The organism is Colwellia sp. E150_009 (genome assembly GCF_053543955.1).
The window spans coordinates 39,179-64,101 of record NZ_JBHFOM010000011.1 but is presented as its reverse complement, the minus strand read 5'-3'; the positions used below and the strand labels follow the sequence as shown (position 1 = coordinate 64,101).

Genomic DNA, 24,923 nt, shown 5'->3' with positions numbered 1-24,923 from the left:
ACACTATACTAAAAACATGAAATGGAGAGAATTTATGAAAAACCAACAAGCCGCCTTTGATTTTTTTTCAAAGATGCTTTATCGAAAATGGATTATTAGCATACCGGTTGTCATGCTGTTCATCTTTTTATTAACAGGCATCCCATCTCTTAAGAAAGACACTAGTTCTGATGCTTTTATTGATCCGAACAATCCATCAGTCATCGCGAATAAACGTGTCGAGGAAGTCTTTGGTCTTTCTGATCCATTAGTTATTGCTGTAGTTAACAAAGGGAAAAGTGGAATCTATACCCCTCAATCACTTAAGTTGGTAGATTGGGTAACAAATATGCTCTTAGAGCAAGAAAACATAGATCCAGACAAAATTACTTCGCTGTCGACCGAGTCCAATATCGCTGGAAATTCTACGGGCATGGCCGTCGAAGAATTTATTGACACAATACCAATCAGCGAAGAAAAAATTTCCTGGATTAAAAATGCAATTAACAACTTTGAGCTTTATCGGGGGTTGTTAGTCTCAAAAGACAATAATGCGACCATCATTGTTGCAGAGCTTTTAGATGAGACAAAAGCATCAGACACCTACCATATTATAAAGCAGCAATTAGACTTGGCTCCAAGAGGTAATGAAGACGAGTTGTTTGTTGCTGGTGAAGGCGCTGTTGCTGGATACTTATCCACTTATATTGATAATGATGCCAAAAAACTGAACCCATTAGCAGCTGTCATTATCACAATGATTCTACTCATCTGCTTCAGAACTGTCCGTGGCATCATTCTACCCAATCTAGTTGTGATTCTAACAGCCGGCAGTACTCTCGGCGCAATGGCCTTATTATCAGTTGATTTCTATGTTATTACTAATGGTTTAATTGTCTGTATGATCGGTATCGCCGTTGCTGATTCTGTGCATATTTTTAGCCAATACTATGAAGAAGTAGCCAACGATCCTTCTGCTTCAGGTGAGACTGTTGTAGCAAAAACAATGGCAAAAATTTGGCGTCCTATAACACTTACCAGCATTACTACAATTGCAGGTTTCATGGGACTAGCAATTACCTCTAATATGCCTCCCGTTATCTATTTTGGTCTCTTCGGTGCTTTATCTGTATTTTTTGCTTGGCTCTTTTCAATCACGGTTTTACCAACCTTACTGAGTGCTCTCAAGCCAAAAAACAGTATGCGCTTTGTGCATAAAGATATTAGAGAAATTCGACAAAATAAGTTTCTACCTTTTATTGGAGCTGCAATTCTTGGCAAGCCATACGTCTCCATTTTAACTGGTGCCGCTTTGTTTTTTTTCGCGTTAGTTGGGGCTAATCAGGTAACAGTTAATGAAGAGAGGATTGCTAACTTTAAAGAAACTGAAGATATCTACATTGCAGATAAAGCAATTAATTCTCTGATGGACGGCACATACTACCTAGACGTTTTTATAAAATCAGAAGAGGTAGAGGGGTTATATCAACCAGAACTATTGCGCAAAATAGAAGACACGCAACGTAAGCTTGAAACCTTGCCTCAAGTTGGTGGTACATCATCAATTGTTGATTACATTAAACAGATGAATAAAGCGATTAACGAAGATGATGATACGTTTTATCGCATTCCTGATGATCCACAGCTTATAGCACAATTGTTCTTACTTTATTTCTCATCTGGTGAACCTACTGAATTTGAAGAAGAAATTGACGGTGAGAGACGGCTTGCGCTGGTTCGAGCTAACGTAGCCAGTAATCAATACACTAATAATAAACAAGTGGTTGAAGAAATGAAGCCGTGGTTGGCTAATAAATTTTCTGATCCAGGTGTGAGCGCCACCTTAACTGGGCGAATCCAAGTTGACTATGTTTGGATTGACAGCCTAGCAGACTCAAACTTTTTAAGTGTTATTGTATCAGTACTTGCTGTTGTGCTGATGGCAGCAATTCTATTTAAATCACTTGTTGCAGGTCTCTTCGCTATAATTCCCGTAGGACTTTCAATCCTTATTATATACGCAGCAATGGGCTTTGGTGGTATTTGGTTAGGCGTAGGTACATCTATGTTCGCCTCAATTGCTATCGGTCTTGGTGTCGATTTCGCAATACACACAATAGATCGTATGAAAGAGCTACTACATGGGTCTAAAAATAATTGGGTCGAGCCGCTAAAGACACTCTACCCTACAACTGGCCGTGCACTTCTTTATAACTTTCTTGCAATTGCGCTGGGCTTTGGTGTGCTAATGACCTCTGAGGTACCGCCACTGATTAAGTTTGGTTCATTAGTTGCCTTATCAGTTACCACCTCGTTCATTGCAAGCCTAACAATCGTACCATCGTTAGCAATCATACTTAAACCCAAGTTTCTTAAAAAATAAGGAGAACAATCATGAAACTTCAAACCTTACTCACTGTGGCGCTATTATCCGTAGGTGCCGGTGCACAAGAAGTAAATTCAAACAATGCAGTGTCGAATAAATTGGATAGTGATATTTCTGTTATGGACGGCCAAACCATCGTAGCGAATGTAAATAACCGAGACGATGGCCAGCAAGTAACACGAAGCTTTCGAATAGCGCTTACTGACAGACGTGGAGTAACACGAATAGAAGAAACCAAAGGTTTTAGAAAGTATTATGGTGATCAGAAAAAAACCGTTATTTTTTATACTGATCCCACGAATGTCAGAGGAACTGCTTTCTTAACATTTGACTATTTTGATGAGGCTAAGGAAGATGATCAATGGCTCTACCTTCCTGCCTTAAGACGAGTCAGGCGGATTTCTGCATCTGATAGAGGTGATTACTTCCTTGGAACCGACCTCACTTACGAAGAGATTAAGAAAGAAGGTAAGTATGACTTATCTGAATATAACACCGAGTTTTTAGGAAGTGTTGAAGAAGAAGGCCGAACACTACTAAAGGTAAAGCTGACTCCTAAAACCGATACGCTTCAGGCTGAGCTAGGCTACAGCCGCCTTATCACTTACATCGATCCTGACATCTGGATATCTCGAAAAATCGAATATTGGGATACTAATGGTAATTCCTTGAAGACGATAAACAACACTCATATTAAGCAAATTAACGGCTATTGGACGGTCACAGAAATCGCTGTTAAAAATCACAAAACTAAGCACTCAACAAAAATGACATTCTTTAATATAGATTATAAAACAGCAATCAGGGACAACATGTTTACTCAACAACAACTTCGTCGAGGTTTACAATAAGGATTTATGTTATGTGGGCTTTCGCAATATACCCATTGGTTTTGTTTATGTTCTGTGTGCCTGCTGTGGCAGAGGTTAGAGGTGAATTCAATTCAAAAGCCGTTTTGAGCGAAAGCGGTTTGTCTCAATTGGAGCAAAACCTTACTCCTTCTTTTTCACTCTCAGGTGATAAGTTTCGCTTTTATAGTGAATATCGTCTCCGTATTGAAACTATTGATGAATTAGAGCCTGAACAATTTACTGAGACATCATCATCTGACCTCAGTAAGCGGATGAATATCAATGATTACTTAGAATTTGAAGTGAGAGAATTTTTTATAGATGGGTATATAGATGACTTCTTCTTAAAACTAGGGAAACAACAAGTCGTTTGGGGACAATCTGACGGTTTGCGAGTGCTAGACGTTGTTAACCCACTTAACTATCGAGAGTTTATTCTCACTGAGTTTGATGAGAGACGCATACCGCTTTGGACATTAAGTATTGAAACGAGTATAGGGCAATGGCAACTTCAAACTGTGTGGGTTCCTGATCAAACCTATGATAACCTGCCAGACTTGAGAACAGGCGCTACTTTTGCTTTTACATCGCCACTCTATGTTCCTTCAACGCCAGCTAACCAAATAGTAAATTTGGCAGAACCCAAAGCAAGTGGAAAAATAATCAAAGATAGTGATGTTGGGTTTCGATTGAGTACGTTTACCAACGACGGTTGGGACATTGGCATAGTCTATTTTTATCACTTTAGGGACAATCCAGTGCTCAGTCGCTCGATTTCGAACTTTGACGTGACAATAGAGCAAGCTTATAAAAGATCACACTTAATTGGAATATCCGCGTCTAATGCGCTAGGAGATTTTATTTTAAGAAGTGAAGTAGGCTACTCAACAAACGTACATTACTTAACCGATTGGGCAAACTCATCTGTTGATTATCGCGTATCTCCACAATTAGCTGGCGTGCTTGGTATTGACTACCAAGGTATTAGTAATGTGTTTCTCAGTGGTCAGGTTTTCGCTAATCACATAACTAGTTTTCCTGATGACATCGTTAGAAAACAAACAGAGATACAATACACCCTTCGTTATGAACAGACGTTTGAGAATGAAACATGGACAGCCACTATACAAAATATTCAATCAATTAATCGTGGTGATGGCTTACTGCAATTTTCCATCAACCATCAATATTCGTCTGTACTAATACTGACATTCGGAGCCGATGCTTTTTACGGTAACAACGAAGGGTTATTTGGTCAGTTTAAAAGTGAAGATCGAGTACATTTCAGTTTGAATTACAGCTTCTAAATTTCACTTTTCAATTGATTTATGAAATTGAAATTTAAGGAAAAACGGGATTACTGCAGATGATTATGTTATAAAATCATTGATTTTACAGGTATAAAATTGGTTGCGGGAGCCAGATTTGAACTGACGACCTTCGGGTTATGAGCCCGACGAGCTACCAGGCTGCTCCATCCCGCGTCCGAATGAACTTCTTGAGAAACAAGAAGAAAGCCAAGTTAGTTTTAATTCTAAACTTAAGAATTGGTTGCGGGAGCCAGATTTGAACTGACGACCTTCGGGTTATGAGCCCGACGAGCTACCAGGCTGCTCCATCCCGCGTCCGAATGACCTCAATTGAGGTAAGCCACAATAATTTTACTTCATATTGTAAGAAGCTTCCAAAGATATTCTCCCTGAAATCGAGGCGTATAGTAAGGATAGAGCTTTAAGAAAGCAAGTGCTTTTTTAAAAAAATCACCTATTCGGTCAAATGTTCTGCGTTATGTCTTATTTGTAGGCTATTTGTAAACATTAGCTTTAACTTTTGTTTATGTGTGACCGTACTTTCGTTATAATCACAGCAATGTTTTTTCTGGAACCACACAATGACAGCGCCCATGCAACACTTTTTAGCCCTCACCTCCCCTGGTATTGAGGTTTTACTCGTAGATGAATTAAAAAAACTTGGCGCTAGTGAAGTAACGCAAAAGCCTGAAGGTGTTTATTTTTCAGCCTCTATGGCGCTCGGCTATAAAATTTGTTTATGGACACGTTTAGCCACACGCATCATGTTAAAACTGGGGGAAGGCGAAGCAAAAAACAAAGATGAATTATTTAAAACGGCCAGTACAATTAATTGGTTAGCGCATTTTAATAGCAATACCACATTCGCAATAGACTTTGTTGGTTACAGTGAAGAAATTCGTAATAGTCAATTCGGCGGTTTAACCGTTAAAGATGCCATTGTTGATCAATTTAGAGAACAAGGTCATGAGCGACCCAATGTGGACAAAAAGTCACCACAAATTAGTTTTCAAGCTCGGCTTTTAAAAGATCACGTCAGTCTTTATTTAGACTTTTCTGGTCGTGGACTATTTCAACGTGGATATCGTGAACATTCTGGCGCGGCACCATTAAAAGAAAACTTAGCTACCGCACTCATTTTACGATCAAATTGGTTAGACGATACTAGTAAGCCATTAGTTGACCCTATGTGTGGCTCAGGCACCATTTTAATTGAAGCAGTTGCCATGGCAACGAAACAAGCGCCAGGTATAACACGAAAACATTGGGGCTTTGATGCTTGGTTAAAGCATGATGAGGAATTATGGCAGACTCAGTTAGAACATGCGATTGACAGTTCAACTGCATCATTAGAGCACGCCAGTATAAATAGCCTTAAAGTATTTGGTATTGATATCGACCCTCGTGTTATCAGTACTGCACAACAAAATGCCAAAAATGCTAAATTACAGCGTTTTATTGAATTTAAATGCCAAAATACCAATGATATGAATAACGTTTATGGTTCAAGCGCCTCACCGCAAGCGGGTACCATTTTATTTAATCCCCCCTACGGCGAGCGTATCGGCGAACTGCCAGAGCTTGTAGAAAATTTTGTACTCTTTGGTCAAAAATTAAAAGCACAGTTTGTTAATTGGCGTGTGGCTATATTAACCGCCAATATTGATCTACTTGCAATGCTTAAGTTATCCAGCTTTAAACGCTATAAATTTAAAAATGGACCGTTAGATTGTCAGTTAGCACTTTACAATGTTGATGATAAACAACTAGAAAAAGATGCGGTTAACCCACAATCTTCTTTTGTAGAACAAGACAGTGACTTTGCTAACCGATTAAAGAAAAACCGTAAAAGTTTAAAAGGCTGGTTAAAATCCAATCAAATCGATTGTTATCGCCTCTACGATGCCGATATACCAGAATTTAATGTAGCTATTGATGTCTATGGTGACTACTTAGTTATTCAAGAGTATGCACCACCTAAAACCATTGATAGTGATAAAGCGGCAAAACGTTTACAAGAAGTGATTTATTGGGCTCCCAAAGTCCTCAGTGTGCCAACTGATAAAGTCGTATTAAAAACCCGAGCAAAACAAAAAGGCAGCAATCAATATCAACGTGTTGATAAATCAAAGCAATCAATAACCATAAACGAACATGGCGCTTTATTTAAAATTAACTTGTGGGATTACCTTGATACTGGTTTATTTTTAGATCACCGTAAAACACGTCAAATAGTGGCAAAAAAAGCAAAAGACAAAACCTTATTAAACCTTTTCGCTTATACTGGTTCAGTGTCATTACAAGCAGCATTACATGGTGCTAGGTCTATTACCACGGTGGATATGTCAAACACTTACCTAAATTGGGCACAAGACAACTTTGCATTAAACAAATTGAGCAGCCATAAATTTCAGTTTGTACAAGCAGACTGCTTAGATTGGCTAAAAAAGAATACCGAGAAGTATGACCTTATTTTTATTGATCCCCCCACGTTTTCAAACTCAAAACGCATGGAAGACAGCTTTGATGTACAGCGGGATCATATTGCGTTGCTCGCTGATGCGTTAAAATCACTTAACCGTGGTGGCGAAATATTTTTTACCAACAATAAACGTAATTTCAAAATGGATTTTGAAGGACTAGACGCTTTAGGCTTACAAGCAAAAAACATGTCTGATGTCACTCGTGATCAAGACTTTTCTAGGAACAAACATATCCATAATAGTTGGTCAGTCTCTAGAAAGGGATAAAAGAAAAAATGATAACAGCACAAAAAGAAGAATTAACGATGACAATGTATAATTTATATGGCAGTGAAGGTTGTCATTTATGTGAACAAGCATTAGCTATATGCTTGCGAGTATTACCTGAAAATCAACTAAATCAGATAGATATTGTTGATCAGGAAAGGGTCAGCCATGAAAGCAAAACATTAGTTGAACTTTATGGCGTACATATTCCAGTAATAGAAAAATTAAACCCTGAGAATCCAGCATTAAACCAAAAATTATTTTGGCCGTTTACCCAAGAACAACTTACCCAGTTAACACTGTGATAATTAACATATACCTAGTTAACTTACTCATAGTTAACACATAAGAGTTTAAAAACTAATGGAATTATTAAGAATAGCTAACGGCGAACTCGCTTTTGGTGAAGAGAAAATTTTAGATAAAGCAAATTTAAGCGTGCAAACTGGCGAACGTATTTGTTTAGTCGGTCGCAATGGTGCTGGAAAATCAACATTAATGAAAGTATTAATGGGATTACAAAACTTAGATGACGGCCAAATATTAAAATCTAACACCATGCAATTAGCAATGTTAGAGCAAGATCCACCCGAATCATCTGATTTAAGTGTATTTGATTATGTTGCCCAAGGTGTAAGCGAAAATGCTGATTTACTCAGCAGATACCATAGTTTAATTCATTTAATTGGTGAAGATCCAAGCGAAAAAAACCTAAACAAATTAGCTAAAGTTCAAGATGAGCTTGAACAAGCAGGTGCATGGCAAGACGAACAACGCATTGAACAGGCAATGAGTACATTATCACTGAATCCTGACGCTAAAATTTGTGATTTGTCTGGGGGCTGGTTGCGCAAATTAGCACTCGCAAAAGCACTCGTTACAAACCCTGATATCCTATTACTTGATGAGCCAACCAACCATTTAGATATTGAGAGCGTGTTATGGCTTGAAAAGTTCTTAAAGGACTTTGCTGGCACCATCATTTTCATCAGCCATGATAGAGCCTTCATTCGCGGCTTGTCTACACGTATTTTAGATCTTGACCGTGGCCAACTAAAAAGTTACCCCGGCGATTATGATTTATATATCGAACAAAAACAGCATGACCTTCAAGTAGAAGAACAACAAAATGCACTATTTGATAAAAAACTAGCTGAAGAAGAGGTATGGATTCGCCAAGGGATCAAAGCACGCCGCACACGTAATGAAGGTAGAGTTCGCTCATTAGAAAAACTTCGTTTAGAACGTAAAGCACGCCGTGAAGTACGTAACCAAAGCACCATGAACATAAGCCAAGGCGATCGTTCAGGTAAGCTTGTATTTGAAGCGGAAGATGTTACTGTAGCCTTTGGTGATAAAGTAGTCATTAATAAACTAAATTTACTCATTAACCGCAACGACAGGCTCGCTTTAATTGGTGCTAACGGTACAGGTAAATCAACGTTAATTAAGCTTATTATGGAGAAATTAAAAGCGACTAGCGGTAAAATGCGTTCAGGTGTGAACTTAGAAATTGCCTACTTTGACCAACATCGAGAGGCACTCGACATAAACAAAACCGTACAAGAAATTGTTGGTGAAGGAAAACAGGAAGTCGTAGTTAACGGTAAACCTCGTCATGTGCTGGGTTATTTACAAGATTTCCTCTTCAGCCCAAAACGTGCACGTACCCCTGTTCGAGCATTATCAGGTGGTGAAAAAAATCGATTATTGCTAGCCAGACTATTTTTACGTCCAAGTAATTTACTAATTCTCGATGAACCAACCAATGATTTGGACATTGAAACCTTAGAGTTATTAGAAGAAGTTGTTGCAAATTATTCAGGAACCGTTATTTTAGTCAGCCATGATCGTGATTTTGTTAATAACTGTGTAAATACCTGTCTTTATTTTGATGGCACAGGCCACATTAATCAAATTGTGGGTGGTTATGATGACGTTGATGATTATTTAGCTTTAAAAGAAGAGCAACGCCTGCTTCATTTATCCGCAGTAAATCAAAAAGAAAAACAGCAAAAGTCAGTTTCTGCAACTAATAAAGAAGCGCCACAAGCAACAAAGAAAAAACTGTCATTTAAAGAAAGTAAAGAACTAGAAGAGCTACCAAAAATAATAGAGCACTTAGAAACTGAAATTTCTGAACTACAAGAACAAGTAAATCAAAGTGACTTTTTTAGTCAAGATGAAAAGCACACGAAAAAAATATTGAACCAGCTGAGTGAAAATGAGTCAAAACTCGACATTGCCTACACAAGATGGCAAGAGTTAGACGAAATTTAATTACAACAGCCTAACGTTTTCCCAACAATCAAAAAGAGTTAAGTAGTAGAATGAGCAAAACAGTCAAGAATATTATTGCCTTAAGCATTAGTAGCGCCCTAACCATTAGCGGCGTTTTAAGTGTCAGTAGCGCTAATGCCGCTACTTACCAATTAATAGATAATGGTGAAGTAGCGAATCAAAAATACACCTACTCTCAGCATCAAAATGACAATGGTGACATCGCTATATCTGCTACCGATAGTTATAATTTTCCAATTCAATTTGAATATCTTGATGATGATGACTTTGTTTCTATTCGAGTATTTGCTGCTAATAACTACCTAAAACTTCATGAATTAAATAACATTGAAGATGTTGATGCATTAATCGCAGGAAACCCAACACCGAATGATTTGAGTTGGGTTATCAAATGGTTAGAAAACACTAATACTAGACCCAGTATAGGCAAAGGACTGACTGTAGAATACCAAAAAGTTGGCGATACAATTGCCATGACAAACATTAGCGGTATTACCCAAACGCTAAATTTGTGGGATACACCGTTCGAAGGTACAGAAACACTAACCCGCTCTACGGTTGATATCATCAGTGGAATGACCAATAGTGGTATTGTTTATGGTACTGCTACAGCCCCTTATTTACCCACTGAAACATTTACAGATTCAAATGAAAACGATCATGTTTTTTGGCTTAGAGAACATGGCATAAGAGGTTTTTATTCTTATAATCAAGGTACTCAGGTTCATCAACTAGTTCCGTTAGAAACACAATATGGCGGTGGTACATCAGCTATAACAGATGTTAATGACGCAGGTATCGCTGTAGGGTTTAGCAGTTATAAACTCAACCAAACATTCCGTGATTATATTGAAAATGAATCAGACGGTTGTGCCGATTCTGATATAGTGCCTGCCACAATGTCATTAGAAGCTTGTATTGGCGAACAACAATTAAAATACAATAATTCTACTAGCGATCCTTACCATACCATGGCGATTAAGGCGACATTAAACCCTAACGGTAACCCTATCATTGAAGAGCTAGGTTTATTGGTAACCCCTCATGCAGATGATGAACGCACTTTTTCAAGCTACGCCCTCGCAATCAATTCTAACGGTACGGCTGTAGGTTATGCCGATGGTTTTTTTGATGAAACCGTCACTGAGCCAAGCGAAGACCAAAGCCGCGGCTATCAATATGCTGTTGTTTATAAAAGTGGCGATGTTATCGACCTTAGTGGTGACCATGACAATAATGGTACCTCAAGAGCTTATGATATCAACGATGCAGGTATTGCTGTTGGTTATATTACTAAAGCAATTGGGGGCAAGGCTGTTAAAAAGTTTTTCTATGTTAATACCAATGTGCCACAAGAAGAAATCAACATGATAACCCCTGATGATTTCTTTTCTGGCTCAGAAAGTACTGCCCATGCCATTAATAATAGTAATTTTATAGTGGGTAATGGAGAAATAGAAACCCACAATGAAGGTAATAATACCCCCCGTAGAACTGCGGCATTTGTTTACGATATGAATAACGATATTTTTACCAACCTCAACGAAACAATTCCGTGTGCAATACGTTTAACCTACAATATTATTGAAGCTAATAGTATAAACGATGCAGGTATAATCTCAGCAACAGCAATTTTAAAGGCAAGTCGCCGCGATGCAGAAGGTAATATTATGCTTGATAGGAATGGCAATCCATTAACTGAAGATGTTGTTAGGGCAATTAGCCTTGAGCCAACACCTGATGATAGTGAGGTTTGTAGTACTGAAGAAGAGGAAGACAAAGTTACTCGTCAAGGAGCAAGTATCAGCTTTAATGGACTTTTATTTATCATGGGGTTATTGGCTTTACGACGTAAGTTTTTTAGCTAAACTTGTTTTACCATTAACACATTCAATACGACTAAAAGCATCTAAATAATGCTTTTTTAATTTAGTTTTAAGAACTCTAAATTAACCAATAGGCCCAGTATTTGCTGGGCCTATTCTTTTTTGGCTAATGGATTAACTCTACCGCCAGTTGTTTTATCCGCACGACCTTCAAGCTTCGCTTTTTCTGCACGACGTTTTCTTACTTCTTTAGGGTCTGCAATTAAAGGACGATATATTTCAACTCGATCAAGATCATCCAAAACTGTTGATAACTTAACCGCTTTGTTCCAAACCCCTACTTTATTTTTAGTTAGATCAATTTCTGGAAACAGCGCTAATATGCCCGATTCTTTAATAGCCTGTTCAGCGGTTGTTCCTTCTGCAACAGGTAAAGACAATAGTTTTTGCTTATGGGCAAGCCCATAAACCACCTCAATTTGAATCATTTTATTAGTAGGTTGGGTTTCCATTTAAATTTTCACTCCGTAAACGTCTTTAGCTCTTTGTGTAAACGCTTGCACCATATTGTTAGTTAAATGATTAAATACTCGCCCAAAGGCAAGATCAAACATTTTGTTCGAAAACTCATACTCAAGTTCTAAACTAACCTTGCACGCTTCTTCTGACAAAGGGGTCAATAGCCAGCGTCCTTGCAGCTTATTAAAAGGGCCATCAACTAGCTCTAACTCTACTTGTTCATTAGAAACTAATGTGTTTTTTGTAGTGAACCATTTTTTTAATCCTGCTTTAGAAACCAGCAGTGCTGCTGTCATTGAACTATTATCTTCAGCAATAATTTTACTGTTGCTACAATCAGGCAAAAAAAGAGGATAAGCAAGTACGTCATTTATTAATTGAAACATTTGATCGACACTGTACATAACCAGTGCACTACGACTTATAGATGGCATTCTTATTATTAACCCTTATTTTACAATGACCGCATTATATCAAACCACACAAATAATGGCATTTTAATCTGCCATTATGGCAAATTAGAAAAGCATTAAATCACTTATTCTAAATAAAGCTTGCTTTGCATTACCGCAATTTTTCATTAAAAACTGCTTCGGTCAATAAAAGATTTTGGCTGTTTATTCTTTGCTAAACCATTTTTCATTGCAATACGTTGATTTTTTCTCCCCAACAACCGAAGTTGTGTCATTCGTTCCCAAAACAATGCCGCACGCGTATCTTTTTTCCAAGTTTTCTTGAATATGTATTTAGTTGCTGCAATAGCATCGGGGCTTTGCTGACATATTTTCGTTGCCAGAGCCTGTGCTTCAACTAAAGGCGTTTCACTCACCTTCGACACTAAGCCATATTCTTTCGCTTCAATACCATTAAAGAATCGTCCTGTCATCGTAAGCTCTTGAGCTATGTCAACACGCGTCAATCTAGAAAGGGTTGCCATACCACTCATATCAGGGATTAATCCCCACTTCATTTCAAGTATTGATAAGTTTGTATCTGGTTTGGCAATACGGTAATCACACGCTAAAATTATCTGCATTCCCGCGCCAAAACAATTACCATGCACCACAGCAATTACTGGCATAGGTAAATCTCGCCAAACATGTGCTACACGCTGAAACATATTGTCTTTACGCCAAGGCAGTTTTATGAAAAATTGCGCAATGATACTAGGGTTTTTAGACACATAACTAAAATCTAAGCCAGCACAAAATGACGAGCCTGCTCCTTGTAAAATAACACAACGAATTGATCGATCTCTTTTTATTTTTTTTGCTGCCTGTACCAAGTCAACAATCATTTGCTTGTCTAGTCCGTTATGCTTATCAGCTCGATTTAACGTGACATATGCAATACTTTGTTCAACCTTATAATTTACTCTAGAACTGCCCATAATATTTACCATATTTACTGAAATAGGATGATTAAGTGTGCCACAGTTAAACTGGTAGTACCACTTAACTTATTCACTGATTACAGAAATTTAGTGAGTTTAGTAATTTTTAGATCAAAAGTTGCGTTTATAATGCTATTTTTTATTATTTTAACGTAATTATGTGGTAAACTTTCCAAACGCACCTTGAATAATATCATTGCCATAATAAGCCGCCTTAAGCTGCTCTGTTAACATAAACAACAAGCAATGATTACTGAAACTATCGGTTGTCTAATACGTAAAAAGACTCCGTTGTATAAATCCCTTTTTGGGATGATAGTTTAATTTTTCTAAGGAATACCATGCAAATTATTATTTTTGAAGACGCACAACAAGTTGCTGAAAATGCTGCCGAGTGGGTAGCTGAGTTAATCAATAAAAAAAACAATCCAGTACTAGGTTTAGCAACAGGTAGTACGCCTATAAATCTATACCAACAACTTGTTAAGAAGCATCAAGCAGGTCAGTTAAGTTTTAAAAATACTACCAGTTTTAATTTAGATGAATACTTAGGTATTGATGCCAACAATGCACAAAGTTATCGACATTTTATGAATGAAAACTTATTTGATCATGTTGATATAGACAAAACTAAAACCTATTTACCTATCTGTAATCAAGGTGAAAATCCACGAGAACAAGGTTTGGCATATGAAGAAAAAATCAAACAAGCTAACGGTATTGATTTACAAATATTAGGTATTGGCGCTAATGGTCATATTGGTTTTAATGAACCCACATCAAGCTTAGCATCACGCACCCGTATAAAAACGTTAACACAACAAACACTCAAAGATAACTCACGTTTGTTTAACGATAATGAATTTCAGCCAACGCTAGCCATGACCATGGGAATAGCTACTATTTTAGATGCAAGATACGTTTTATTAATGGCAACAGGGAAAAATAAAGCGCACGCAGTAAAAAACATGATTACAGGTCCTCTTTCAGCTATGTGCCCTGCCTCAGCATTACAAATGCATGAAAATGCCATCATACTATTAGATAAGGCCGCGGCAAGTGAATTAGCAGAACAAGAATATTACCAATGGGCCAATAATCAAAATATTAAAATAAAGCAAGAATTTGGCTTATATCATAATTATTAGCCCTACTTAAATCATATCAGCAAGTAATACTTAGCCATAACGATACTTCTCTCTCAAAGGGAGTTTATTGCCCTTTTATCAGCTATGCTACACGGATGTAGCTTGTCAATAAGTACAGAAAAATTAGCCTTATTGTGCTAATGCAACGGGTATTAATCACTATCCGCTACTGGCTATTGTATTTTTTGCTGTAAACTTAACCAAAAATTTTGCACAATCACATTATCTTGTGGGCTAAGTTCTGTTTTTGCGCCAGCCAGTTTATTTGAAACACATTCAATTAAAGGAGCCGATATAACTTGTTGCTCATCATCGCCATCATTTGCCGCCAACGAAATAAAACCTCGAAGATAACCGCTTGCAAATAAGGTATCACTGTCAACATTCTGTTCAAACAAACTGTCTAAATAATGATAAACCTCATTTAAGGTACTTAATTTTTTTAGCATAGTAACCGTTTAGTTCTTTATTAGAAGGATTGTATTATACCAAAAGATTAATCATTTTTAATTACCCATTTATCTGCTAAATTACTCAATAGTCTGCCACTTAAAATTACAGAGCCCAACGCCTCTATTTAAGGAACATTTATGCTAAAGCAAGAAAATACAGGTCTTATTGTTGTTGATATACAAGGAAAGCTTGCACGTTTGGTACATGATAGTGACACATTAATATCAAATTGTGAAAAACTAATTCGCGGTATGAATGCACTTGGTTTACCCATTATATTTCTAGAGCAAAACCCTGAAAAACTCGGTGAAACTGTTACTGAACTAAGTACTGTATTGCCCACCCATAATCCAATCACTAAATATACATTTAATGCGGGTGCCACACCAGAGTTTATGAATGAAATTAGTGCGTCGAACGTAGATACATGGCTTATTTGTGGTATAGAAGCTCATATCTGTGTTTACCAAACGGCATTACATTTGTTTCAATCTGGCTTAAATATTCAAATCGTTTGTGACTGTATATCTTCACGCACATTCGCTAATAAAAATTTAGCCATGACTAAATTAACCAGTAGAGGTCTCGACACCACTAGCCTAGAAATGTGCCTTTATGAACTTGTTAAAGACTGTAGAGTGCCAGAGTTTAAGGAAATTTTAAGCTTGATTAAGTAACCATGAGTTGATGAAGTCAAGCCACTTATCCTCAGCTATATGCCATTAACTGGGTGGATCAATATTATTAGCCACGCTGTTGTTTAAGCGAAACCAGCCAGCAATAGAGTAACGATCTCTTTTGGCAGGCAAGACTTCATGAACAAATTCTTCACTTAAGAAAACAACTATTGTGCCAAAACCAGGTATAACAGTCACTTTTCTATTATCAACAACCAAAGAAGATGGTAAATTTTTATCATAAATCACCAACTCACCACCATCATCAACAGACCAGTTTTGATTAAGGTACACCACAATAGTCAGCACTCGGTTACCTTCTCCTACAAAAGCATCTTTGTGTTTTTTATAAAAATCACCTTTGGCATAATGAGCAAAATGACTCTCAAAAGAAAACAATCCAAGAAACAAACGCCTATTTAAAAAAGCTTGCAATGATTTTGTCCACGCTAACCAAGCACGACCTGCATCACTATTTCCTGTTATCCAACAAATCTCATCTGTACGAATAAAGTTATTAATATTATGATCTTGTGCTCTACCAATACCTGCGCGTTTAAAATTAGTTTCTGGCATGGTCGTAATATGTTGCAATAACAATAAGGTTAAACTTTCAGGTAATGCATAAGGTCGAATACTATAGCCTTTTTCAATAATATCCGTTGAAATTAATTCAAACAGCGGCTCAAATAGTAATGAATCATTATCTAAATAACATTCTTTATATAAGGTCATGTATAGTCACATCTATTAGGTACTTGAACAACAAGCAACTTAATGCAAGTAAAGAAAAAATTTTATTCATTGAGTTTCTCATAATTACTTGTTAAAAAACAAATAATTAAAATAGATTAATTAGGGTGTAATCTGCGCTTGGACGTGGTTCTTATAAATAGCGATAGTTGGTAAAGTAGATATGTATAAAATATGCCGCGGATATTAACAGCTATTTATATTAATGTCTTTCTACTTTCTTAGTTCAATATTAATACAACACTAGTACATCATTAATACAATAGAACAAATATAAACAGTAAAATGTCACTAAGTTAAACTAACAATACAGGTTTAAATCACAAACATATTATGTCAAAACAGCAAATTATAAAATTAACTAAATCATTACTAAGTCCCCATGTTTATTACCATGATAAAGAATTAGGTTTATACGTTGGTATTGGCAGTAGTTCTGACATTATAGAAACCTCACTACCTTGTGCTTACGATGAGTTTATCTCAATCATTGATGGTGGTATTAAAATTCAAAATGACCAAACACATAAAATGAAAACCGTTACTAAAGGGAATAGCTTTATAATTCCGCACAGTTACCCATATCAATGTCTGCCACAACACGACTTTAAAAAGTATTTTGTTATTTACAAACCTAGATTAACAACAGATAGTTCAGTACCACTTATGAAAAAACACGTTGTAGCAATTGATAAAGATAGCACCCCACCCTGGCAAGAAACATCAGATGGTTTTGCTAAAAAAATGCAATACCAAAGTCACAATCAAAAATTTACTGCAGGTGTATGGCAAGGAAATGACTTTAAAACAGGTATTATTAACTTCCCCTACAATGAATTTATTTTAATAAAGCAAGGTTGCCTTGTTTGTATAGATGAACAAGGAGAAAAAAACAAAATTAATGTAGGCGAGGCACTTTTTGTACCTCAAGGCGTTAGCTGTGCTTGGCAAGTGCAAGGAAAGGTCAGCTTACATTTTGTGCAAATAAAACCGTAATTTTAATCTTCTTCTCGAAATGATTCTGCTGTTAAATGATGACGGTTCAGTAATTTATAAAACTCTGTACGGTTGCGTTGGGCAATTCTTGCCGCTTGTGAAACGTTGCCTGCGGTAAGCTTTAGTAGCTTGGCTAAATAATCACGTTCAAATTCATCTTTTGCTTGTTGAAATGACGGTAACGCACTACTTTCATCTCGCAGAGCATGTTTAACTAAACTCGCAACAATAATATTTTCTCTAGACAAAGCAACACTTTGTTCTACAACATTTTGTAGTTGTCGAATATTTCCAGGCCAAGGGGCAGCAATAAGAATTTCCATTGCTTCTTGTGAAAAGCCATTGATTTCAAGGCTGGTTTGATGATTGCTATGATTTAAAAAATGTTGTGCAAGTAATGGAATATCTTCGCGGCGCTGAGCAAGAGGCGGTAATTCTAACTCTACAACATTTAATCGATAATAAAGATCTTCTCTGAACGTTTTTTCTTTTATCGCTTCTTGTAAGTTTTTATGTGTGGCAGAAATTATTCTTACATCAACTTTAATCGCTTGCGTACTACCAACTGGACGCACTTCTTTTTCTTGCAGTGACCGTAACAGCTTAACTTGAAAACTCATTGGCATATCACCAACTTCATCCAAAAATAGCGTGCCACCGTCACTTGCTTGAAATAACCCTTGATGATTTTTTTCAGCGCCAGTAAAAGCACCTTTTACATGACCAAATAACTCTGATTCTAATAATTGTTCAGGAATAGCGGCACAGTTAATAGCCGTAAAGGGTTTTTCTGCCCTGTGGCTTGCTTGATGAATGGCTTTAGCAAGCAACTCCTTGCCAGTACCACTTTCGCTATGAATTAATAAACTAAAATCACTCACAGCAACTTGTTTGGTTTGTTGTAAAAGCGATTCCATAATAGCACTGCGACTAATAATTTTAGTACGCCATAAATCTTGTTTACTCTCATTTTTAGTACTTAATGGCTGTAATTGAATAGCTTTCTCTACAGTTTCAAGTAATTGCTGACTTTCAAAAGGTTTAGTTAAAAAGCTAAATACCCCTTGTTTAGTCGCATTAATTGCATCAGGAATAGTGCCGTGAGCAGTCATAATGATCACGGGTAAATTAGGAGATTGTTGACGAATTTGTTCAAATAAAGCCATACCATCCATGCCTTCCATGCGCAAATCACTAATGACCAACTGTGGATGAAAGCTTTTTAACATACCAAGGGCTATTTTTGCATTGGCGGCAGACTCAACTAAATAACCTGCCGCAGATAAACGAATACCCAATAACCGTAATAAATTCGGGTCATCATCTACAATAAGAATTTTTTCTTGTGTTAGTGTTTTTTCACTCATACTGTCTTGCGCTTTGCTGTTAGCTAATTGTGCTGCTTTCATAATTTACTGCCCATGTTCACTAATGGTTTGTTCAATATTTTTTAGCTGAATTATTTTGTCGTCTAACTGTGCAACCGTTAACTCCAATGCGGCAATTGTATTAAGCAACTTTTTCTCTTTAATTCTGTTTTTTGACATTTGTTTATCATGTTCAAGCTGTTGATTAATCACTTGTTGAAATAAATATAATTGCTGATTCAGTTGATCTTTAAGCAAATAAATAAACGCTTTATCGTCTGAGCTTAAATAGTAATTTTGGTGTAGTTTCAGCTGTTCATTAAGTTTCGATTTAGCCGAATAAACATTATGGGTTGGTGAGTTAGGTAAGCTGTGTAACAGTATTAAATTAATTTCAGCCTCAATGCTGCCCTCTAGCTTTTTTAATTCTTGTTGCTGTATTTCATTTTCTAATTCGTTGTATGATAAGTTTTTTAGCGCTAAATAGTATTGCCCAAAATTCACGGTATTTAACGCGACAACTTTGCTGGGAGATTGTTGGGTTGTCTGACATGCCAATAGACAAAAACTCACAAGTATAACGAAAATACGCTGGAGTAAACCGACACAACATCTATCAACTAAACCAATCAACCTATTAAGTCTTGTTAACATTAAATTCATTATTTATCTCCACTGATAATGCGTTTTAAACAAATTTTCATTGTTGTACCACTTGGCTGTCCTGTTTTACTCTCAAGTGTAATACTACCATTTAGCCGCATTAGTAACTCTTTAACAATCGTTAAACCAAGACCACTGCTTTTTATATTATAATCTTTCGCTGGTGTACCTTGATAAAACGCATCAAACACCTTATCTTGCTGCTCAGGTTTTATGCCGTCACCTTGATCAGAAATTGAAAACACTAATTCGTGTTCATTCATTGAGGCAAACAAAGAAATCACACCAAATTCAGGAGAATATTTAATCGCATTAGATAATAAATTATCAATAATAACATTAAGTTGCTTGGCATTACTTTCTATGGTGATATGGGGGTAATGCTTCTCAATTGTTATATATTTACGCTTAATATCCAACGTTCTTTCATTTAATACTTGTTCAATAAGATCATAAAAATTAATAGTTTCTTTATCTTGCAAACTCGTTGAGTCTAAAACAATATTAAAGTTAAGTAATTCTTCTATTAACCGTTGTAAACGTGTTGTACTACTACGAATAATTTTAGTCACTTCTTGCTGATCACTGTTAAGTGCTCCAACACTGTTGTCATACATCAGCTCAGTGCCTTCTCTGATTGCTGCTAATGGTGTTTTTAATTCATGGGAAATATGCCTAATGAAACTAGACTTTTGTAACTCTAGGGCATGCAGTCTACTTTCCATACGATTTAACGCGTCATTAATTTCTAAAATTTCAACAAAACCAGCAACAGGTTCTTCTTTTAAATCAGAACCTTGTTGAAAGTTCCCTTGTTGTAATTGTTGAATTTTCAACGTGAGTTGTTTAAGCGGTTTGGTAATCAAAATAATAAAAAAACCTGCAATGAATAAAGAAATAGGAATGATAAATAAACTTTTTAACAGAGTATGACTCACTTGCGCTGTTGAATTTTTAATTTCTTCTGCTTGTTGATTAATTAACTCACTACTACGCGTATTAATTTCTTCATTAATATTTATCAATTGTTTAAACTGTTTTTGTAAACTTTCTAATGTTGTACTTCCCCCTTGGTTATCACCCTTGTCTAAAGGTTCTATTATTCCTTGATGTACGTGAAGAATAGCCTGAGAGAATTGCGCGGTCAGTTGCTTTATTTTTTCGTCGTTGTATTGAGATAATTCATCATTGGTGGTCAATAATACTTGCTGCTCAATGCTGTATTTATCAATTAATTCATAATCTTGTAAAACTAAAAATTGACTGGCATACCTTTCCATTTTTTTTAAGGTATTACTTATTTTTTGATTTGTATTAATTAACTCGGCTACAGCAAAAATAGCACCAGCCCCTTGTTTAGACAGCTGATTCACTTGGTTGGCACTATACAATAAACCAAAGACTAAAGGCAGTGCTACAAGCGTAAACCCTAAAAAAGTAAGTTTTTTAATAGATAGTGGTTTTACTTGGTTTATTGTATTTCCAAACTTTATCAACAATTGATTTAGCCAAAGCACGTCGAGCAACCCCTTAAAATTAATTAACGCCTTTTTAAGACATTTTAATAGTAAACACAATAATGTCTCTAATTAGAGACAAGAACATTTTTGGAATAATTATTTATTAGTTACTGATTTATAATGTTTTTATTTAAAAAAATAGCATTTTATGCTTTAAAAATTTATCTAATACATTTAACTGTTGCCAAATGGAGACAATAATAACGATTCACAAGTAAATAAAATAAAATAAAAACAACAAATACAATGAGTTATAATCTTGGCACAATGTGTGCTTTATACTGATTGGGCGCATAACAAAGCTAAATGGTTTAACGTTGAATCAATATTAAATACACGTAGGCCAAATTTATCCGCTTTGTTATGTATTAATAATACCAAGTTTATTAAGTTATTTCCCGCACAGCGAGAGTAACAAAAAAGGATCTCAAATGAAAAATGTTAGTTTATTTAAAGTCTCTGCAATGGTTTTCTCTGTTGCCCTTGCATCTAGTTTCGTTAACGCTGATGATAAAGTAAGCAAAACAATGGAAAATGCTCAAGCTAATGCTGCTGAAGTTGACAAACAGCAAACCTTTCCCGCCTTATTAGAATCACTTGATACTAACAATGATGCTATGTTAAGCGAAGCTGAAGTGTCAGTTGAACATAGCCAATTCCTTCAAGAAGAATTTGCTAAAATAGACACGAATCAAGATAAAAACATTGATGAAGAAGAATTCAATGCTTATTTTGTCGCTGTGAATGACAAAGCATTCAATGTAGCAAAAAGAAAAATTTAATTGTAAAAATTAAAAAATGGTTCTCCTATTTTTTGCCGGCTGCCTCCCAACTTTGCAGTCGGTTTTTTACTTCGACTTGTATTCGTTTTATTAAACAATACAAATAAATTAATAGGCAAAAAAGCCATAGTAAGCCTATATTTTTATAACAGTAAAGAGATGCCAATGAACAATATAGTTAATCAACATATTCAAATAGATAATTGGGTTTTTGAAGTAAAAATGGTTAGAGCTTTGCGTGTACAAAATTATGGAGAGCCGTATAGCGCAATCGCTAATATAAAATTAAATGGAAATAATGCGTACATTGATGGCATGATGCAAAAAGATCTACAGCAATTCAGTAATGAAGATCTGCAGATAATTAAAAAGTATTGTCGACGAATGTCTATCCACGACATAGTTATTGAGCCAACTAGTCAAGGTGTAATTCATCAACCAATTGTACAACAAAGTACACTATTTAGAAGTGCATAAAGGAGTTTCAGTCTAAATAAATTGCTTATAACTCTCAGCAAACCAGTTAAACATTAGAAACTAAGCACTACCTTTAGTAGTGCTCTACCACTTAACGCATTTTTCGATAAAAATAGTTAAAATATCCTTCCTTCATTTCCAAATTAATGATCTAACTCAATAGCAGTTAAGACCATTTAATTGATAATTTATTTCTTGTGTACTTAACGCCAATTTACAAAATATGAATGAAATTCCACAATATGCAAACAAACTTAGTGATGGTCACCCTGTAAAAGTTTATTTTGAAGAAAATGTTCTTATTCGTGCCTTACTGCAACAATTAGTCAACACAGATATCAACACTGACTTTGAAACTTTCTTTAATATTTTTAACCAATTGTCTGAAATTGAAAAACGTTTTGCCCGCAAAGAAAATCAACTTTTCCCTTATTTAGAAAAGCATGGTTGGACGGGACCAAGCCAAGGCATGTGGGCTTTTCATGATAAAATTCGCGATCATTTTAGAGCAATTAGAGCTGACATTGAAACAAAAGAATTTTCTACAATAGGGGATATTGTTTACGAAATTATTGATGATTTACAGGGACTAATGCATATTGAAGAAATACGGCTATTTCCTAATGCGCTTGAATTACTGTCAGAAGATGAATGGAAAGAAATGCGAGAAGGTGATATTGAAATTGGTTGGATGTTACCTGAAGAACCTACGCCTTATCCCCCTGTAGAATATATTCACCCTGGCGAAGATCGTAAAAAGAAACGCTTACCATTTTCTACTGAAGATCGTATTCGTTTAAATGAAGGTTACATGACTGGTGAGCAGCTTAATTTAATGTTGCAATTTATGCCTGTTGATCTTACCTATGTAGATGAAAATGATATTGTTATTTTTTACAATCGTGGCGAGAATCGTGTATTTCCACGCTCAGCTGGTGTGATTGGTAGAGAAGTTAAGTTTTGTCATCCTCCTAAATCTGTCGATACCGTATTACAAATACTCGAAGCGTTTAAAAAAGGTACACAGGACAAAGCTGAATTTTGGATTAATTTCAAAGATCGCAAAATTCATATTCGTTACTTTGCCATTAGAGATGAAGAAAATAATTACAAAGGGGTTATTGAAATGTCGCAAGACATTACTGATATACTTAAAATTGAAGGACAAAATCGTTTACTTGATTGGGGATAGTTGCCCTCAAAAAATATCGGTATGCTTAAATAAATCTTTATACGCAGTTATTCAAACCTAACTACTTATACTACTTTGATTCAGGAAAACCATGTACCCAATAAGTTATATAGAACCCGTATTTCGTCCACCAAGTGAATGGAAAAGCTTAATATTGCAAGTAACTAACGGTTGCTCATGGAATAAGTGTACTTTTTGCGATATGTATACGGCTGAAAATAAAAAATTTAGACCTAAAAAAATTGATCAAATTGAACAAGAAATCATTGCCGTAGCCAATTCTGGCATTACCACGAGGCGTGTGTTCCTTGCTGATGGTGATGCCATGATGTTGCCTTTTAACCGTTTAAAAGAAATTTTACTTTTAATAAAGCAATATTTACCGCAAGTTGGCAGAGTATCAAGTTATTGTTTACCTAGAAACCTCAGTAACAAAACAGTAGAACAATTAGCTGAATTAAAAACCTTAGGGCTAAAGTTGATGTATGTGGGCTGTGAAAGTGGTGATGACCAAATACTAACACTCATTGAAAAAGGCGAAACCTATCAAAGTTCACTCATTGCTTTAAATAAAATAAAGCAGGCAGGAATGAAAAGCTCTGTAATGATTTTAAACGGCCTTGGCGGCCCTGAATTATCTCGTCAGCATGCAATCAACTCAGCTAAATTAATGAACGAAGCTCAACCGAACTTTTTATCAACACTTGTAGTAAGTTTTCCGTTAGGTGAAGAGCGCTTTGCTAGTAAATTTACTCAAGCTTCACTGCAGCCTTTCAGGCAATTAAACCAGCATGAACTATTTACCGAAATGGAAATACTATTAACACAATTAACGTTAAAACAAACCATTTTCCGCTCAGATCATGCGTCAAATTACTTAGTGCTAAAAGGCGTATTGGGCGACGATAAAGCGGCGCTACTAAGTCAAGTAAGACTTGCCTTAAAACAACCCAATGAGGTTAATTTAAGACAAGAGTGGCAACGTGGTTTGTAATACGTTAGCGTAAGTAAATGCGTAATACTGCGTTAGTCAATTACACCTCATAGTAAAGTAAGATAAAGCTATTGAATTTCTAATAATTCTACTTCAAAAATAAGCACTGATCCTGGTGCTATTTTCCCTGCGGCTCTATTACCATAAGCTAAATCTGAAGGAATAAAGAACTTAAATTTATCCCCAACAACCATTAACTGAACCCCTTCAGTCCAGCCAGATATCACTTGATTTAAACCAAAACTAATGGGTTCACCTCGTTCTACAGAGCTATCAAATACAGTACCGTCTAATAATGAACCATGATAATGCACTTTCACTTTCGAGCTAGCGTTTGGGTGTTCAGTGCCGTCACCATGGTTTAAAATTTGGTATTGCAAACCAGAAGCCGTTTCAACAACATTTGCTATCTTTTTATTCTCTTCTAAAAACCGTTTACCTGCGGCAATATTTTCTATTGCAGCTTTCTTATTACCTGAGTTTCTCATAAAAAAGAAGACGACCAAGGCAATCACTATAATGATTAATATAGCTCTCATGTTAACTATTTCTCTCTAATTTTGGTTGTTCTAAGCTCATTAATATC

The 24,923-nt window shown here is 36.0% G+C and carries 23 protein-coding genes and 2 tRNA genes; 14 read left to right on the top strand and 11 right to left on the bottom strand.

Annotated elements, in window-relative coordinates:
• The first annotated feature begins 34 nt into the window (after positions 1-34).
• From ACE1OF_RS07300 to ACE1OF_RS07290, 3 genes are read left to right on the top strand one after another with little or no spacing between them, the layout of a single operon-like run.
• A complete protein-coding gene (locus tag ACE1OF_RS07300; protein ID WP_448893614.1) occupies positions 35-2,362 on the top strand; it encodes an efflux RND transporter permease subunit in 2,328 nt (775 codons plus the stop codon).
• 11 nt (positions 2,363-2,373) lie between these two features.
• Positions 2,374-3,216 carry an outer membrane lipoprotein-sorting protein gene (locus tag ACE1OF_RS07295; protein ID WP_448893613.1) on the top strand — a complete coding sequence of 281 codons (843 nt, stop codon included), beginning with the start codon at positions 2,374-2,376 and terminating at the stop codon, positions 3,214-3,216.
• An 11-nt stretch (positions 3,217-3,227) separates the two neighbouring features.
• Positions 3,228-4,523 (top strand): DUF1302 family protein, encoded by a 1,296-nt coding sequence (locus ACE1OF_RS07290; RefSeq protein ID WP_448893612.1) that lies wholly within the window; start codon positions 3,228-3,230, stop codon positions 4,521-4,523.
• 100 nt (positions 4,524-4,623) lie between these two features.
• On the opposite strand, the gene ACE1OF_RS07285 is transcribed toward ACE1OF_RS07290, so the two are convergent.
• Positions 4,624-4,700 (bottom strand) — tRNA-Met (locus tag ACE1OF_RS07285).
• A 64-nt stretch (positions 4,701-4,764) separates the two neighbouring features.
• Positions 4,765-4,841 (bottom strand) — tRNA-Met (locus ACE1OF_RS07280).
• 266 nt (positions 4,842-5,107) lie between these two features.
• Here ACE1OF_RS07280 and rlmKL point away from each other — a divergent pair.
• The 4 genes from rlmKL to ACE1OF_RS07260 are packed head-to-tail and all read left to right on the top strand — an operon-like array spanning position 5,108 to position 11,445.
• Positions 5,108-7,276 (top strand): bifunctional 23S rRNA (guanine(2069)-N(7))-methyltransferase RlmK/23S rRNA (guanine(2445)-N(2))-methyltransferase RlmL, encoded by a 2,169-nt coding sequence (gene rlmKL, locus ACE1OF_RS07275; protein WP_448893611.1) that lies wholly within the window; start codon positions 5,108-5,110, stop codon positions 7,274-7,276.
• Between the two features lie 8 nt (positions 7,277-7,284).
• On the top strand, positions 7,285-7,581 hold the full coding sequence (locus ACE1OF_RS07270; protein ID WP_448893609.1) for a glutaredoxin family protein: 297 nt from the start codon (positions 7,285-7,287) through the stop codon (positions 7,579-7,581).
• Between the two features lie 58 nt (positions 7,582-7,639).
• Complete coding sequence (gene uup / locus ACE1OF_RS07265) at positions 7,640-9,556, top strand: ATP-binding cassette ATPase Uup (protein WP_448893608.1); 1,917 nt, start codon at positions 7,640-7,642, stop codon at positions 9,554-9,556.
• Positions 9,557-9,606: 50 nt separating this feature from the next.
• Positions 9,607-11,445 carry a DUF3466 family protein gene (locus tag ACE1OF_RS07260; protein ID WP_448893606.1) on the top strand — a complete coding sequence of 613 codons (1,839 nt, stop codon included), beginning with the start codon at positions 9,607-9,609 and terminating at the stop codon, positions 11,443-11,445.
• Positions 11,446-11,555: 110 nt separating this feature from the next.
• Here ACE1OF_RS07260 and ACE1OF_RS07255 read toward each other — a convergent pair whose 3' ends face one another.
• The 3 genes from ACE1OF_RS07255 to ACE1OF_RS07245 all read right to left on the bottom strand — a co-directional run bounded on the left by ACE1OF_RS07255 (position 11,556) and on the right by ACE1OF_RS07245 (position 13,312).
• Positions 11,556-11,915: an RnfH family protein gene (locus ACE1OF_RS07255; protein ID WP_448893605.1), complete on the bottom strand. Its 360-nt coding sequence runs from the start codon at positions 11,913-11,915 to the stop codon at positions 11,556-11,558.
• The gene (locus tag ACE1OF_RS07250; protein WP_448893603.1) at positions 11,916-12,356 is read right to left on the bottom strand and encodes an SRPBCC family protein; all 441 of its coding nucleotides are present in this window, start codon (positions 12,354-12,356) and stop codon (positions 11,916-11,918) included.
• A 146-nt stretch (positions 12,357-12,502) separates the two neighbouring features.
• A complete protein-coding gene (locus tag ACE1OF_RS07245) occupies positions 12,503-13,312 on the bottom strand; it encodes a crotonase/enoyl-CoA hydratase family protein (protein ID WP_448893602.1) in 810 nt (269 codons plus the stop codon).
• A gap of 344 nt (positions 13,313-13,656) precedes the next feature.
• Between ACE1OF_RS07245 and nagB the strand changes: the two genes are divergently transcribed.
• Positions 13,657-14,463 (top strand): glucosamine-6-phosphate deaminase, encoded by an 807-nt coding sequence (nagB, locus tag ACE1OF_RS07240; protein ID WP_448893601.1) that lies wholly within the window; start codon positions 13,657-13,659, stop codon positions 14,461-14,463.
• Positions 14,464-14,636: 173 nt separating this feature from the next.
• Here nagB and ACE1OF_RS07235 read toward each other — a convergent pair whose 3' ends face one another.
• On the bottom strand, positions 14,637-14,912 hold the full coding sequence (locus tag ACE1OF_RS07235; protein WP_448893600.1) for a YfcL family protein: 276 nt from the start codon (positions 14,910-14,912) through the stop codon (positions 14,637-14,639).
• Between the two features lie 141 nt (positions 14,913-15,053).
• Here ACE1OF_RS07235 and ACE1OF_RS07230 point away from each other — a divergent pair, with 141 nt between their 5' ends.
• Positions 15,054-15,593, top strand: a complete 540-nt coding sequence (locus tag ACE1OF_RS07230) for an isochorismatase family protein (RefSeq protein WP_448893599.1) — start codon at positions 15,054-15,056, stop codon at positions 15,591-15,593.
• A 45-nt stretch (positions 15,594-15,638) separates the two neighbouring features.
• Here ACE1OF_RS07230 and ACE1OF_RS07225 read toward each other — a convergent pair whose 3' ends face one another.
• A complete protein-coding gene (locus tag ACE1OF_RS07225) occupies positions 15,639-16,328 on the bottom strand; it encodes a 2OG-Fe(II) oxygenase (RefSeq protein ID WP_448893598.1) in 690 nt (229 codons plus the stop codon).
• Between the two features lie 351 nt (positions 16,329-16,679).
• On the opposite strand from ACE1OF_RS07225, the gene ACE1OF_RS07220 reads away from it, so the two are divergent.
• On the top strand, positions 16,680-17,342 hold the full coding sequence (locus ACE1OF_RS07220; RefSeq protein WP_448893596.1) for a hypothetical protein: 663 nt from the start codon (positions 16,680-16,682) through the stop codon (positions 17,340-17,342).
• A gap of 2 nt (positions 17,343-17,344) precedes the next feature.
• On the opposite strand, the gene ACE1OF_RS07215 is transcribed toward ACE1OF_RS07220, so the two are convergent.
• Genes ACE1OF_RS07215 through ACE1OF_RS07205 form a run of 3 tightly spaced genes read right to left on the bottom strand, consistent with a single transcriptional unit; the run spans position 17,345 to position 20,889 of the window.
• The gene (locus ACE1OF_RS07215; protein WP_448893653.1) at positions 17,345-18,709 is read right to left on the bottom strand and encodes a sigma 54-interacting transcriptional regulator; all 1,365 of its coding nucleotides are present in this window, start codon (positions 18,707-18,709) and stop codon (positions 17,345-17,347) included.
• Between the two features lie 45 nt (positions 18,710-18,754).
• Complete coding sequence (locus ACE1OF_RS07210) at positions 18,755-19,372, bottom strand: hypothetical protein (protein WP_448893595.1); 618 nt, start codon at positions 19,370-19,372, stop codon at positions 18,755-18,757.
• Positions 19,372-20,889: a sensor histidine kinase gene (locus ACE1OF_RS07205; protein WP_448893594.1), complete on the bottom strand. Its 1,518-nt coding sequence runs from the start codon at positions 20,887-20,889 to the stop codon at positions 19,372-19,374. The genes ACE1OF_RS07210 and ACE1OF_RS07205 overlap by 1 nt, the downstream gene beginning before the upstream one ends.
• Before the next feature lie 434 nt (positions 20,890-21,323).
• On the opposite strand from ACE1OF_RS07205, the gene ACE1OF_RS07200 reads away from it, so the two are divergent.
• From ACE1OF_RS07200 to ACE1OF_RS07185, 4 genes are all read left to right on the top strand, one after another.
• Positions 21,324-21,674 carry a hypothetical protein gene (locus tag ACE1OF_RS07200; protein ID WP_448893593.1) on the top strand — a complete coding sequence of 117 codons (351 nt, stop codon included), beginning with the start codon at positions 21,324-21,326 and terminating at the stop codon, positions 21,672-21,674.
• A 165-nt stretch (positions 21,675-21,839) separates the two neighbouring features.
• Positions 21,840-22,151 (top strand): hypothetical protein, encoded by a 312-nt coding sequence (locus ACE1OF_RS07195; protein WP_448893592.1) that lies wholly within the window; start codon positions 21,840-21,842, stop codon positions 22,149-22,151.
• 223 nt (positions 22,152-22,374) lie between these two features.
• The gene (locus ACE1OF_RS07190) at positions 22,375-23,343 is read left to right on the top strand and encodes a DUF438 domain-containing protein (protein ID WP_448893591.1); all 969 of its coding nucleotides are present in this window, start codon (positions 22,375-22,377) and stop codon (positions 23,341-23,343) included.
• A gap of 91 nt (positions 23,344-23,434) precedes the next feature.
• Positions 23,435-24,337 carry a radical SAM protein gene (locus tag ACE1OF_RS07185; RefSeq protein ID WP_448893590.1) on the top strand — a complete coding sequence of 301 codons (903 nt, stop codon included), beginning with the start codon at positions 23,435-23,437 and terminating at the stop codon, positions 24,335-24,337.
• Positions 24,338-24,405: 68 nt separating this feature from the next.
• Here the strand turns inward: ACE1OF_RS07185 and ACE1OF_RS07180 are convergent, their stop codons facing one another.
• A complete protein-coding gene (locus ACE1OF_RS07180) occupies positions 24,406-24,876 on the bottom strand; it encodes an FKBP-type peptidyl-prolyl cis-trans isomerase (protein ID WP_448893589.1) in 471 nt (156 codons plus the stop codon).
• Positions 24,877-24,923 lie beyond the last annotated feature (47 nt).

Coding starts and splice junctions, on each gene's coding strand:
- ACE1OF_RS07300 (WP_448893614.1), top strand. CDS start 35: ATGAAAAACCAACAAGCCGCCTTTGATTTTTTTTCAAAGATGCTTTAT.
- ACE1OF_RS07295 (WP_448893613.1), top strand. CDS start 2,374: ATGAAACTTCAAACCTTACTCACTGTGGCGCTATTATCCGTAGGTGCC.
- ACE1OF_RS07290 (WP_448893612.1), top strand. CDS start 3,228: ATGTGGGCTTTCGCAATATACCCATTGGTTTTGTTTATGTTCTGTGTG.
- rlmKL (WP_448893611.1), top strand. CDS start 5,108: ATGACAGCGCCCATGCAACACTTTTTAGCCCTCACCTCCCCTGGTATT.
- ACE1OF_RS07270 (WP_448893609.1), top strand. CDS start 7,285: ATGATAACAGCACAAAAAGAAGAATTAACGATGACAATGTATAATTTA.
- uup (WP_448893608.1), top strand. CDS start 7,640: ATGGAATTATTAAGAATAGCTAACGGCGAACTCGCTTTTGGTGAAGAG.
- ACE1OF_RS07260 (WP_448893606.1), top strand. CDS start 9,607: ATGAGCAAAACAGTCAAGAATATTATTGCCTTAAGCATTAGTAGCGCC.
- ACE1OF_RS07255 (WP_448893605.1), bottom strand. CDS start 11,915: ATGGAAACCCAACCTACTAATAAAATGATTCAAATTGAGGTGGTTTAT.
- ACE1OF_RS07250 (WP_448893603.1), bottom strand. CDS start 12,356: ATGCCATCTATAAGTCGTAGTGCACTGGTTATGTACAGTGTCGATCAA.
- ACE1OF_RS07245 (WP_448893602.1), bottom strand. CDS start 13,312: ATGGGCAGTTCTAGAGTAAATTATAAGGTTGAACAAAGTATTGCATAT.
- nagB (WP_448893601.1), top strand. CDS start 13,657: ATGCAAATTATTATTTTTGAAGACGCACAACAAGTTGCTGAAAATGCT.
- ACE1OF_RS07235 (WP_448893600.1), bottom strand. CDS start 14,912: ATGCTAAAAAAATTAAGTACCTTAAATGAGGTTTATCATTATTTAGAC.
- ACE1OF_RS07230 (WP_448893599.1), top strand. CDS start 15,054: ATGCTAAAGCAAGAAAATACAGGTCTTATTGTTGTTGATATACAAGGA.
- ACE1OF_RS07225 (WP_448893598.1), bottom strand. CDS start 16,328: ATGACCTTATATAAAGAATGTTATTTAGATAATGATTCATTACTATTT.
- ACE1OF_RS07220 (WP_448893596.1), top strand. CDS start 16,680: ATGTCAAAACAGCAAATTATAAAATTAACTAAATCATTACTAAGTCCC.
- ACE1OF_RS07215 (WP_448893653.1), bottom strand. CDS start 18,709: ATGAGTGAAAAAACACTAACACAAGAAAAAATTCTTATTGTAGATGAT.
- ACE1OF_RS07210 (WP_448893595.1), bottom strand. CDS start 19,372: ATGAATTTAATGTTAACAAGACTTAATAGGTTGATTGGTTTAGTTGAT.
- ACE1OF_RS07200 (WP_448893593.1), top strand. CDS start 21,324: ATGAAAAATGTTAGTTTATTTAAAGTCTCTGCAATGGTTTTCTCTGTT.
- ACE1OF_RS07195 (WP_448893592.1), top strand. CDS start 21,840: ATGAACAATATAGTTAATCAACATATTCAAATAGATAATTGGGTTTTT.
- ACE1OF_RS07190 (WP_448893591.1), top strand. CDS start 22,375: ATGAATGAAATTCCACAATATGCAAACAAACTTAGTGATGGTCACCCT.
- ACE1OF_RS07185 (WP_448893590.1), top strand. CDS start 23,435: ATGTACCCAATAAGTTATATAGAACCCGTATTTCGTCCACCAAGTGAA.
- ACE1OF_RS07180 (WP_448893589.1), bottom strand. CDS start 24,876: ATGAGAGCTATATTAATCATTATAGTGATTGCCTTGGTCGTCTTCTTT.